The organism is Janthinobacterium kumbetense, assembly GCF_023703445.1.
Classification (GTDB): domain Bacteria; phylum Pseudomonadota; class Gammaproteobacteria; order Burkholderiales; family Burkholderiaceae_D; genus Janthinobacterium; species Janthinobacterium kumbetense.
Window position 1 is genome coordinate 437,731 of the sequence record NZ_JAMQGR010000001.1, and the last position, 11,794, is coordinate 449,524.

Sequence of the window (11,794 nt, forward strand, 5' to 3'; positions counted from 1 at the left end):
ACAGGCGAGATTATAGACCATCACTTATATCTCCGCGCTTGAGAAAACCGTCGCGAGCGGCAGTGATTTGTGGCTAAGAAGCGCAACCGTACTTTAGTACGGTGAGCATCGCAGGCCGCAAAGCACGACGCGCAGCAGGTTTTATCCTGCGCGGACATTCGCGATGCCGAACGGGACATGCACCATCGGGATGGTGCCGCCCGCCGATTTGAGGTGGCTCAATTGATCGTCGAAGAAGATATGCGGCTTGAACACGGCCAGCACGCGCGATTTGTCCATGCCGCCGAGGAAAAATGTCTCGTCGGCCGCCACGCCCCAGCTTTTCAGGGTCGTCACGACGCGCTCGTGCGAGGGCGCGTTGCGCGCCGTGATGATGGCGATGCGCAGGATCTTTTTATAGCCGGGGTCGCGCCGCTGGGCCCTTTCTTCCAGGCGCTGCATGGTGGCCAGCTTCTGGAACAGGCCGGCCAGCGGGCCGGGGCGGTGCGGCGTGCCCACGTTCAGGGTTTCATGGGCGTGGAATTCGTCGACGTCATTGTTGCGCTTGAAGACGGTTTCCGCTTCGTCGTCGGCGATCACGCCGTCGAAATCGAAGGCCACGCGCAATTCTTCGTCGTTTTCGTCGTCTTCCGTGCGCGACGGCAGCACCAGGCCGGCCGGATAGTCGCACGCCAGGGCGCTGCGCACGTCGCCTTCGTTCGCGCTGAGGAACAGCGAGGCATTGAAGGCGGGCAGGTAGGGATACGGCGACTTGCCCGTCATGAAGGCGGCGCGCGAAATGTCCAGGCCGTAGTGGGCGATCGAATGCATCACGCGCAAGCCCGTTTCCGGCGAATTGCGCGAAAACAGCACCACTTCCACGGGTGACTGGCGCGGGTAATGCTTGTTGATGTTCAGGAAGCGGCGGATGAAGGGGAAGGCCACGCCGCGCGGCAGGACCGTGTCGATGTGCGTCTCCTGGTACTTGCGGTATTCCTCGGGGCCGTTGTCGAGGTAGATCTGGTGCGATTCGGCCAGGTCGAACAGGGCGCTGGAAGCGACCCCGATCACCAGTTTGTGTTCGATAGGATAAGCCATGCTGTACCTGTGGTGTGCGTGTTGACCATCTTATACGACTATTAACTGCGTAGCCAATAGCGGCGCGTGGGGATTTTTTGCACCAAAGCAGGGCATCGGATGGCTTTTCGATGCCACTGTGCAAGGCGCGCCACAGTCAGGAAATAAATATTGATTTGTATCAAGTATGTAGCAGTCAGCGTCCCCGTTTTCCACTATGCTCCTATTATCAAATCTCGCCAATTGTAACGAAGCGTACGCCCCATCCCCGCCACCTTTATACAAGTGTCAGCTGTTTTACTCGAACATGCCAGCCTCAACCTCGCCAGCAAAAATCGTGATTATATAAAGGGCCTAGCCATGTTTAAGAATTTACTGATCAAATGGAAGTTGGCGACGCTCGTCGCCGTGATGATGGCGGCCTTGCTGGTGGTGGGCATCAGCGGTTACACGGGCATCGCCACCGTCGGCCGCGCCGTCAATGAAATCGGCGTCGTGCGCCTGCCGTCGATCCAGGGTTTGATGATGATCAGCGAAGGCCAGACGGCCGTCGCCGCCGCCACCCTGACGGCCGCCATCTATGAAAACAATTATCAGGCACAGGACAAGTTTGCGGAAGCGCTGCAGCTGCGCACGCGCGCCTGGAACAATATCGAGGCGGGCCGCAAGCTGTACGAACCGCTGCCGCAAACGCCCGAGGAAGCCGTGCTGTGGCAGCGCTTCCAGGGCGAGTGGACGGCCTGGAAGGCGGACGACGACAAGGTGCGCGCCATCCTGCGCCAGCTGGCCGACAACCGCGACGAAGCGCGCCAGAAAGAGCTGTTCGTGGGCTTTTACAAGCAGTACCAGGATTCGCGCGCGCTGTTCGGCAAGGCCGAAGGCACGCTCAACGACATCATCAAGCTCAATAACGGCGTGGCCGATGCCAGCGTCAAGGACGGCAGCGCGGCCGTGATCCGCTCGGAAAGCCTGATGGTCATCCTCGGCTTGCTGGCCTCCGCACTGGGCATCGGCTGCGCCGCCTACATCACGCGCGCCATCACGCAGCCGATCAATTCGGCCGTGAAAGTGGCGCAGACGGTGGCCTCGGGCGACCTGACGAGCCAGATCGAGGTGCACACGACGGAAGAAACGGGCCAGCTGCTGCAGGCGCTGAAAGACATGAATTCCAGCCTGGTCAGCATCGTCGGCCAGGTGCGCAGCGGCACGGAGACCATCGCCACGGCGTCGTCGCAGATTGCCAGCGGCAACCTGGACCTGTCTTCGCGCACGGAAGAGCAAGCCAGTTCGCTGGAAGAGACGGCGTCGTCGATGGAAGAGCTGACGTCCACCGTGCGGCAGAACGCCGACAATGCCCAGCAGGCGAACCAGCTGGCGCTGAGCGCCTCGGGCGTGGCCGTCAAAGGCGGCGAAGTGGTGGGCAAGGTGGTCGAGACCATGGACGCCATCAATGATTCGTCGCGCAAGATCGTCGACATCATTTCCGTCATCGACGGCATCGCCTTCCAGACGAATATCCTGGCGCTGAACGCGGCCGTGGAGGCGGCGCGCGCGGGCGAGCAGGGACGCGGTTTCGCCGTGGTGGCGACGGAAGTGCGTAATCTGGCCCAACGATCGGCTGGCGCAGCGAAAGAAATCAAGACCCTGATCGGCGACTCCGTGGTGGCCGTCGACGCGGGCAGCAAGCTGGTGGCCGAGGCGGGCAGCACGATGGCCGAAATCGTCTCCAGCGTGCAGCGCGTGACGGACATCATGGCGGAAATCAGCCTGGCCACGCAGGAGCAAAGCTCGGGCATCGACCAGATCAACCAGGCCATCGGCCAGATGGACCAGGTGACGCAGCAAAACGCGGCCCTGGTGGAAGAGGCGGCCGCCGCGGCCGAATCGCTGCAGGAGCAATCGGGCCAGCTGGCCGAGGTGGTCAGCGTCTTCAAGCTCGATGGCGCCCAGGCGCCTGCAGCGCGCGCAAACGCGAACGCAAAGCCTGCCGCGCCGCGCGCCGCGGTGACCGGCGCGGCCCTGAAGCGTCCCGCATCGCGTCCGGCTTCCCGTCCCGCCGCGGGCCGCCCTGCCTTGCACGCCGTGCCGTCCCAGCGCCAGAGCGCGCCGCGCGACGACGAGTGGGAAGTGTTCTGATGGCTTGACGGCGCCGGCATGCGCTAACGGACGGCCGCCTTGCGCGGCCGTTTCTACATGCGCGCACAGGTTCGCACTACGGTTACTACTTACTAAAAAAACAGCGTTATAAAAATAGCTTTTTTGCCATCTAAGCAAATCTTTTCAAAACTTAACGCGACATTGCTTGTGAGATAACTCACACTGCCTGCCGTACCACCCTTGTTCCCGCCTCGGCCACATCCCGGCTGACCCCTCCGCCTGCTGCGTCCAGCCATTCGTGGCAGGCGGCAGCCATTGCCGTCAGCCTTGCATGCGGGCCCGGCGCAATGACCGATGCACCACACTGAAGGATGCGAATGAAGATGGCAAATATGAAAATCGGCACGCGCCTGCGCTGCTCCTTTGCGTTGTTGACCTTGTTGCTGCTGGCGACCGCCGTGCTGGGCATGCTGCGCCTGTCCAGCCTGGAACTGCGCATGCGCGACGTGATCGACGACAAATATCCGAAAACCGTGCTGGCCAACGACATCATCAAGAATGTCAACATCATCGCGCGCTCCTCGCGCAACCTGCTGCTGATGACGGAGCCGCAGCAGCTGGCGCAGGAACGGGCCACCATCGCCAGGGCGGGCGGCGAAACGGAAAAGGGCCTGGCGCAGCTGGACAAGGTGGTGCTGTCGCCGCAGGGACGCCAGCAGATGGCGGCCGTGACGCAGGCGCGCGCCACCTTCAACGGCGGGCGCGACAAGGTGCTGGCCCTTCTGGAACAGGGGGCGCGCGAAGAAGCGACCAGTTTGCTGCTCGGCACGGTGCGCGGCGACCAGCTGCGCTACATGGCGGCGCTGGAAAGCCTGATCGCGCTCCAGCATGACCTGATGGAGGAGGCGGGCGCCCAGGTCAGCCACGAATACGCGACGGCGCGCAACATGATGCTGGCGCTGAGCGCGCTGGCCGTGCTGTTTTCGCTCGTCACCGCCTGGCTGGTCACGCGCAGCATCGTCAACCCGCTGCGCCATGCCTTGACGGTGGCGCAGACCGTGGCCGCCGGCGACCTGACGTCGACCTTCGGCCGCCATGCGGGCGATGAAACGGGCAAGCTGCTCGATGCGCTGTGCATCATGAACGGCAACCTGCTCGACATCGTGCAGCGGGTGCGCAGCGGCACCGACACCATCGCCACGGCGTCGTCGCAGATCGCGGCCGGCAATATCGACCTGTCGTCGCGCACCGAGGAGCAGGCCAGCTCGCTCGAACAGACTGCGTCGGCCATGGAGGAACTCAGTTCGACGGTGCAGCAGAACGCGGACAATGCCCGCCATGCCAGCGTGCTGGCCGTCGAGGCGGCGAACATCGCCGGCGCCGGCGGGCAAGCCGTGGGACAGGTGATCCATACGATGGACGCCATCAGCGCGTCGTCGGCGCAGATCGCCGACATCATCGGCGTGATCGACATGCTGGCATTCCAGACGAATATCCTGGCCCTGAACGCGGCCGTGGAAGCGGCGCGCGCGGGCGAGCAGGGGCGCGGCTTTGCCGTCGTGGCGACGGAAGTGCGCAACCTGGCGCAACGCAGCGCGGCGGCGGCGCGCGATATCCGCGCCCTGATCGCCAATTCCACGCAGCAGGTGGACGCGGGCGCGGCCCTCGTCGCGCAGGCCGGCGCCACGATGCGGGACGCGGTGGCGGCCGTGGGACGCGTGAGCCAGATGGTGGCCGACATCACGGCCGCCAGCGCCGAGCAAAGCACGGGCATCGGCCAGGTCAGCCAGGCCGTCGTGCAGATGGATGAAGTGACGCAGCAGAACGCCGCCCTGGTGGAAGAGGCGGCGGCCGCGTCGCAATCGCTGGAAGGCGAGGCGGCGAAGCTGCTGCAGGTGGTCAGCGTGTTCCGCCTGCAGCAGGGGCCGGCGCACACCTTGCCGCGCCGCAGCGCGCCGGCCGTGCCGCGCCTGCTGGCCTAGTGGCGCGCCTGGCAAGGTTCTGGCGCGGCTGCGTCGTGCTGTGGCGGGCGCGGCGCCAGGCGCAAGTGGGGCAGGGCGGCAAGCCGAGGGCGTCGGCGCGCAGCCGGGAGTTGCAGGCGCGCCTGGACGGCGCCATCGTCGACGGCGAATTCCGCTTTCACTACCAGGGCAAGTTCGACACGGCGCAGCTGCGCCTGGTCGGCCTGGAAGCGTTGCTGCGCTGGGACCATCCGCGCCACGGCCTGGTCTACCCGAACGAATTCATCGGCCTGGCCGAGCAGACGCAGGCCATCGCCGCGCTGGGCAACTGGGGCATCGATGCGGTTTGCCGCCAGCTGGCGCAGTGGCGCGCGGCGGGCCTGCCTCTGGTGCCGGTCGCGGTGAATGTCTCGGCGCGCCAGCTGTGCCAGCCGCAGTTGCCCGACTTCGTGCTGGATTGCCTGCGGCGCCACGCGATTCCTGCCCGCCTGCTGGAGCTGGAAGTGACGGAAAGCTGCCGCATTGACGACATGGCGCAGGCGGCGCAGGGCTTGCGCCGCCTGCGCGCGCTGGGGCTGGCCCTTTCGCTCGACGATTACGGCACCGGTTATTCGGGCTTGAGCCATGTCCGGATGCTGCCGATTCACACCATCAAGATCGACCGTTCCTTCATCCGCGATGTGGATCGCTGCGGTAGCGACGCCGTGATCGTCGCCTCGACCCTTGCGCTGGCGCGCGGCCTGGGCTTGCTGGCGCTGGCCGAGGGCGTGGAAAACGGTGCACAGCTGGCGCAGTTGCGGCGGCTGGGCTGCCCGCAGGTACAGGGCTTCTATCTGCACCGCCCGGCGCCCGCGGCCGAGGTGGCCGCGCTGCTGTCCGCCGGCCTTGTAACGGTGCCGCAAGATGGCGCCATGCGGCATGGCGCGGATGCTCAGTAGAATATGGCCACTGCAAGCCGCGTGCTTTAACACCTACACCCCCACGCAAGAATGATAAACAGTCCCGTCCCGGCCTATGTCTTCGGCCCGTTTCGCCTTTTGCCGCTAGAACGCCTGCTGTTCGAGGGCGACCGCGCGCTGCGCCTGGGCAGCAGGGCCATGGACTTGCTGCTGGCACTGCTGGAGCGCGCCGGCGACATCGTCGACAAGCATGAACTGGTGGCCATCGTCTGGCCCAATGCCGTGGTCGACGACGCGACCTTGCGCGTCCACCTGGCGGCGTTGCGCAAGGCGCTCGGCGACGGCCGCGACGGCCAGCGCTACATCACCACCATTCCTGGGCGCGGCTACGGCTTCCTGGCGCCGCTGGCGCACACGGGCCGACCGGCGTCCGGTGCGGCGGGCGCCGAGCCGCGGCATAACCTGCCCGTCATGCTGACGCGCATGCTGGGCCGCGCCGAGGTGCTGCAAACGATGGCCAACCAGCTGCTGCAATTGCGCCTGCTGTGCATTGCCGGTCCGGGCGGCATCGGCAAGACCACCCTGGCCGTCGGCCTGGCCACGCGCGTGCTGCGCCGCTATGCCGACGGCGTGTGTTTCGTCGACCTGTCGCCGCTGGACGAGGGCCGCCTGGTGCCGCTGGCGCTGGCCACGGCGCTGGGGGTGGCGGTGCCGGCCGGCGACGCCATGCCGGTCCTGCTGGCCTACCTGCGCCCGCGCCACATGCTGCTTGTGCTCGATAACTGCGAACACGTGATCGGCGCGGCCGCCACGCTGGCCGACGCCTTGCTCAAGGGCGCGCCGCTGCTGCACGTGCTGGCCACCAGCCGCGAGCCGCTGCGCCTCACCAGCGAACAGCTGCAGCGCCTGCCCGCGCTGGAATTGCCGCCTGCCGATGCCGTGCCCGATGCGGCGGCGGCCCGGCATTTCTCCGCGGTGCAGCTGTTTTGCGAACGCTGCGCGGCCGTCGACGATGCCTTCGTGCTGGCCGACGCCGACGTGCCCGTGGTGGTGGACATCTGCCGGCGCCTCGACGGCATCCCGCTGGCGCTGGAACTGGCGGCCGGGCGCATCGGCCATTTCGGCCTGCACGAATTGCGCCGCCAGCTCGACGACCGCTTTCGCCTGCTCACGCGCGGCGCGCGCAACATGCCCTTGCGCCACCAGACCCTGCGCGCCACGCTGGACTGGAGCTACGGCCTGCTCGACGCGCGCGAGCGCCAGGCGCTGCAGGCGCTGAGCGTGTTCAGGAGCCGCTTCCGCCTGGAGTCGGCCAGCGCCGTGGCGGGATGCGACGTGTTCGACACGCTGGCCGACCTGGCGGCCAAGTCCCTCGTCAGCATCGAGTTTTGCCGCCAGCACGTGTATTACCGGCTGCTCGACACCACGCGCGCCTATGCTGGCGCGCAGTTGTCGGCGGGCGGTGGCGCGGGCGCCGTGCTGCTGCGCCATGCGCGCCATTGCCTGGGACTGGCCGCACGCATCGCCGCCGACTGGGGCAGCATGCCGCCGGCCCACTGGAGCGCGCGCTACGGCCGCCATGTCGACGACTTGCGGGCCGCCATCGACTGGGCTTTCGGCGAGGAGGGCGACGTGGCGCTGGGCGTGGCGCTGACCCTGGCCGCGCAAACCCTGTTCTATCAGCTGTCGCTGATGGATGAATACCGCGTGCGCGTCGAGCGGGCGCTCGAGCGCATGGCTACGCATGCGGTGGACGACCCCGACAGCGAAATGCAGCTGCATGCTTCGCAGGCGCACCTGCTGCTGCATACGCAGGGCATCACCGGCACCATGCTGCGTTCCTTCCAGCGCGGCTATGCGCTGGCCATGCGCACGGACGATGGCAGCCGCCGGGCCGAGGCGATTTGCGGCATGTGGATCTGCTGCCTGAAGCTGGCCGATTTCCAGCGCGCCGACAGTTACGTCATAGAGCTTGCCGTCCTGTGCGCAACGCGCGACGACACGGCGATGCACCTGGTGCTGGCGCGCATGCGTTCCGTGGGCGAGTATGTGCAGGGACGCTACGCGCAGTCGGCGGCGCTGGCGCGCATGGTGCTCGCGCACCCCGGGGGCGCGGCGCAGCTGGGCTTCAACAATGCCTTGCTGGCCGATCACCAGGTGTGCCTGCGCGGCACGCTGGCGCGCTGCCTGTGGATGCAGGGCCGCCCCGACGACGCCCTGGCGCTGGCGCGCGAGGCGGTGACGGTGGGCTTCGAGCACAATGGCGTCACGCTGTGCGTGGCGCTGGCCATCCATGCCATTCCCGTCGCCCTGTGGTGCGGGCAGCGGGAACTGGCGCAGGCGTGGACTTGCCTGCTGTGCGAGCATGCGGCCCGCTATGGCTTGCTGTACTGGAGCGCCTGGGGCGCCGCCTACCAGCGCCTGCTCGACGGGGGCGAGGCGATGACGCCATTCCCCTGGCCTTCGGTGCGCAGCTGGCCGATACAGGTCGATTTGATGGCCACCCTGCACGACGCGGCCGCCGATAGCCAGGCGCTGCGGCGCGCACGCACGGGCCTGGCGCCGTGGAGCGCGCCGGAAGTGCTGCGCCGCGACGCGCACCACCGCTGGCGGGCGCTGGCGCACGACGATGCGGCCGGCCTGGACGCGGTGCGGGTGCAGCTGGAAGAAGCGCTGCAGCTGGCCAGGGGCCAGCAGGCGCCGGGCTGGGAACTGCGCTGCGCCACCAGCCTGGCGGCCGTGCTGCTGGCGCAAGGCCGCGGCGCCGCCGCGCACGCCGTGCTGGCCCCTGTGCATGCGCTCTATAGCCAGGGGCGCGACACGACGGACGTGATGGCGGCGGCAGCTTTGCTGGCGCAGTTGGCCTGAATGCTATTCGTAGGCGCCCAGCCGGCGCTGTTCCTCCGGCGTGAAACTGGCGTTGCGCAGCTGCTGCAGGGCCGCCGCATCCTGCGCGCCGCCGGGCAGGCTGTTTTTTTGCGCCTGGTAGGCGATGATGCGTTGCTGCCATTGCGATTCCTCGCGGTCCAGTTCCGCCAGGCGGGCCGCCGCCGCCGGCGTGAAGGTGCTGGCGCGCAGGCGGTAGACTTCATTCTCGCCGCCGCCCTGTGCCCGCAGGGCCTTGACCGATTCATCCAGCCTGGCCACCTGCAGCGGCGCATCGCGTGCGGCGCGCTGGGCCGGCGACATCTTCTGGTCCAGCGCCGTCAGCTGCGCCTGGCGCTGGGCTTCATCGAGCGTCGTGTTGCCGAGGATATCCATGCGCGCCACGGCGTCGTCGTCATACGCATCGCCGGCGCCGAACAGGCCCGCGCTTTCCTCCGGCGTAAAGTAATCGCCGCGCAGGGCGCGCAGGGCTTGCAGGCGCGCGCGCGCCGCCACGGCGGGATCGGCTTGCGCCGGCAAGGCCTGTTCCGCGCCGGCCAGCGCCTGCTTGTAGGCCAGATACGCGCCCAGCAGGCGCTTCGCTTCGCGGGCGGGCACGGGCGCCAGGCGCTTGTCCAGCTCCGCCTCGATCTGGCTGCGGATGGCGGCCAGCGGCTTTTCGCCGAGGCCCGCCAGGTAGTAGTCGAACAGGTGGCCCAGTTCCGCGTCGACCACCAGCTTGTCGCTGGCGGCCACCGTCACGTCGCCGTCGGGCCGCGTGCCTTGCATCGAGCGCACGAACGCGAACAGGTCCGGTTCCGCCTTTTCCTGCGGCGGGGTGGGCGGCTCGCCCGGGCGCAGCACCAGGTACAGGGCCAGGGCTGCCAGGCTGCCGCCGATGATCCATTTCGCGTGCATGCGCTTCTCCTTACAGTCCCAGGCCTTGCAGGCGGTTGGCTTGCTGGCGGAAGACGGTGACGGGGTTCGTCTCGAACAGGTTGACGATGCCGACGAACTGATTGACTTCATCGAGGTGGTTCATGGCGTAGTCGTCGCGGATCACCTTGCCCAGGTGGCTGGAGCAGCTGCTCACCAGGCCATCGTTCTTGACGCCGCCGAAGGCCAGGCTGATGGCCGCCAGGGCAGGGTCGCCCACGTCGAGCACGTTCGTGTACGGTTGCGCGCCGCTCCACGAAAAGTAGTACACGCCTTGCACCTGGTAGGCGCCTTCGCCGCAGGCGCTGGTCGGGATGCCTTGCGGGTGGCGGCTGTTGAAGGCCAGCGAGCCGGCCGTGGACAGCGACGCCAGCGACGCGCCCGCGTTTTGCGGCAAGCCCTTGTTGCCCGACAAAATGCCGATCAGGGAGGCGAGCGCGTTGCCCAGCGCGCCGCTGGTGTTGGGAATGGCGCCGCTGAGGATATCGGCCACCTTCGAGCCCTTGTTGACGCCGGCCACGCTGGTGACGGAGGCCACCAGGTCGGGCCGCACGGAAGCGACATAGCGGGCCGTCGGGCCGCCGTGGCTGTGGCCGATCAAATTGACTTTGCTTGCCCCCGTGGCGGCGAGGATTTGCCGCACCTGCGACAGCAGCTGCTCGCCGCGCACTTCCGTGCTGTTGGCGGCCGACACGGTGGTCACATACACTTGCGCGCCGCCGCTGCGCAGGGCGGCGGGGACGCCATAAAAATATTCGACGGGACCGAGCTTGTCGAAGCCGAACAGGCCGTGCACGAGCACGATCGGGTACTTGGTTTGCGTGTAGCCGGCGGCGCTGGCGCTGCCGGGCAGGATGGCGAGGGAAAACAGCAGGGTGGAAAGCAGTTGCCAGAAGCGAGTCTTCATTTTGTCTCCGTTATGTATTATTAATAGTGGAAATGAGTGGAAATGTCGATGCTGTAGCGATGAACCGTGCACTCCTGTACATTCTCGATGCATTAAAAATAGCGAGCGCTCGGTTTTTTGAATGTAGCACCGCTGGATTTAAATTGCATTTGAATTGCATGATGCAGCGCAATAACTGTGGGAATTTGGCGTTGCTTATGTGCCCATTGCATAGTTGAAAAGTCAAATAGTTGTTTTCCTGAGCTATAATCGGCCCGGCATCAGCCGTCCCGCCATCTTGCAATGCCGCGTACCGGCATGGCATGGATATCGCTCCTACACCGTTACTTGGGAATGCACTTGTCGACCCATTTTAATTTTGAACAGTTTCAGCAGATGACGCCTTTAAATGGCGAAAACATCTGGGAATATATTCTTGACCGCCACGCGGAGCGCATCGGCGTCAAGCGCCGCAAGCCGGCGCTGGAAAATCTTGAACGCATCTTCGTCGCCACCTTCCGCCTGGCCAATGACGTGGGTTTCCGCGCCATGAGCTTGCGCGATTTATGCCGCGAGACCGGCTTGTCGATGGGCGGCCTGTATGGCTACATCACCAGCAAGGATCAACTGGCCGAAATGATCGAGGACGTGGTGCGCCACGCCACGCAAGCCTTGCCCTTGCTGTTTGCCGACGTGAAGTCGCCGCTGGACCGCCTGGAAGCGATGATACGTTCGTCGATCTACCTGTCCGAAGTGCTGCAGCCGTGGTTTTATTTTGTCTTCATGGATTCGCGCGTGCTGCAGGTGGAGCAGCGCAGCATGGCGAAGAATTCGGAACTGTATGTGCAGACCCTGATCGCCGCCACGATCGGGGAAATCGAACCGAAGCCGCAGGGCGATCCCACCTTGCTGGCCGCGCACTGCCTGGCCCTGTTTCAGGACTGGTACGTGAAACGCTGGAAGTACCGCGCCGCGAAGGTCAACGTCGACGATTTCGCCGATAGCGTCGTCAGTACGGTGCGCGGCTACTTGAGCATGGTCAAGGTGCCGTAAGAAGGCCGCCGAAAAAAAAGCCAGGATCGCTCCTGGCTTTT

Annotated in this window: 8 protein-coding genes; 5 read left to right on the top strand and 3 right to left on the bottom strand. The window is 66.0% G+C overall.

Features of this window, described 5'->3' with window-relative positions:
• Positions 1-141 precede the first annotated feature (141 nt).
• Positions 142-1,077 carry a 5'-nucleotidase gene (locus NCG91_RS01890; RefSeq protein ID WP_077405756.1) on the bottom strand — a complete coding sequence of 312 codons (936 nt, stop codon included), beginning with the start codon at positions 1,075-1,077 and terminating at the stop codon, positions 142-144.
• A 339-nt stretch (positions 1,078-1,416) separates the two neighbouring features.
• Here NCG91_RS01890 and NCG91_RS01895 point away from each other — a divergent pair, with 339 nt between their 5' ends.
• The 4 genes from NCG91_RS01895 (at position 1,417) to NCG91_RS01915 (ending at position 8,881) form a co-directional block, all read left to right on the top strand.
• A complete protein-coding gene (locus NCG91_RS01895) occupies positions 1,417-3,192 on the top strand; it encodes a methyl-accepting chemotaxis protein (protein ID WP_251348338.1) in 1,776 nt (591 codons plus the stop codon).
• Positions 3,193-3,536: 344 nt separating this feature from the next.
• Positions 3,537-5,135: a methyl-accepting chemotaxis protein gene (locus tag NCG91_RS27955; RefSeq protein WP_285817003.1), complete on the top strand. Its 1,599-nt coding sequence runs from the start codon at positions 3,537-3,539 to the stop codon at positions 5,133-5,135.
• A complete protein-coding gene (locus NCG91_RS01910; protein ID WP_251348339.1) occupies positions 5,135-6,052 on the top strand; it encodes an EAL domain-containing protein in 918 nt (305 codons plus the stop codon). The genes NCG91_RS27955 and NCG91_RS01910 overlap by 1 nt, the downstream gene beginning before the upstream one ends.
• 99 nt (positions 6,053-6,151) lie before the next feature.
• Entirely contained in the window at positions 6,152-8,881 is a 2,730-nt protein-coding gene (locus NCG91_RS01915) for an ATP-binding protein (RefSeq protein ID WP_251348340.1), read from the top strand.
• A 3-nt stretch (positions 8,882-8,884) separates the two neighbouring features.
• Here the strand turns inward: NCG91_RS01915 and NCG91_RS01920 are convergent, their stop codons facing one another.
• Both NCG91_RS01920 and NCG91_RS01925 read right to left on the bottom strand, forming a co-directional pair.
• Positions 8,885-9,796: a lipase secretion chaperone gene (locus NCG91_RS01920; protein WP_251348341.1), complete on the bottom strand. Its 912-nt coding sequence runs from the start codon at positions 9,794-9,796 to the stop codon at positions 8,885-8,887.
• Between the two features lie 10 nt (positions 9,797-9,806).
• Positions 9,807-10,721 (bottom strand): lipase family alpha/beta hydrolase, encoded by a 915-nt coding sequence (locus NCG91_RS01925; RefSeq protein WP_251348342.1) that lies wholly within the window; start codon positions 10,719-10,721, stop codon positions 9,807-9,809.
• A 375-nt stretch (positions 10,722-11,096) separates the two neighbouring features.
• On the opposite strand from NCG91_RS01925, the gene NCG91_RS01930 reads away from it, so the two are divergent.
• Positions 11,097-11,753 carry a TetR/AcrR family transcriptional regulator gene (locus tag NCG91_RS01930; protein ID WP_251348343.1) on the top strand — a complete coding sequence of 219 codons (657 nt, stop codon included), beginning with the start codon at positions 11,097-11,099 and terminating at the stop codon, positions 11,751-11,753.
• The last annotated feature ends 41 nt before the right edge of the window (positions 11,754-11,794 follow it).

What these genes read in the sequence shown, in the direction of transcription:
- NCG91_RS01890 (WP_077405756.1), bottom strand. Translation starts at nt 1,077, where the DNA reads ATGGCTTATCCTATCGAACACAAACTGGTGATCGGGGTCGCTTCCAGC.
- NCG91_RS01895 (WP_251348338.1), top strand. Translation starts at nt 1,417, where the DNA reads ATGTTTAAGAATTTACTGATCAAATGGAAGTTGGCGACGCTCGTCGCC.
- NCG91_RS27955 (WP_285817003.1), top strand. Translation starts at nt 3,537, where the DNA reads ATGGCAAATATGAAAATCGGCACGCGCCTGCGCTGCTCCTTTGCGTTG.
- NCG91_RS01920 (WP_251348341.1), bottom strand. Translation starts at nt 9,796, where the DNA reads ATGCACGCGAAATGGATCATCGGCGGCAGCCTGGCAGCCCTGGCCCTG.
- NCG91_RS01925 (WP_251348342.1), bottom strand. Translation starts at nt 10,721, where the DNA reads ATGAAGACTCGCTTCTGGCAACTGCTTTCCACCCTGCTGTTTTCCCTC.
- NCG91_RS01930 (WP_251348343.1), top strand. Translation starts at nt 11,097, where the DNA reads ATGACGCCTTTAAATGGCGAAAACATCTGGGAATATATTCTTGACCGC.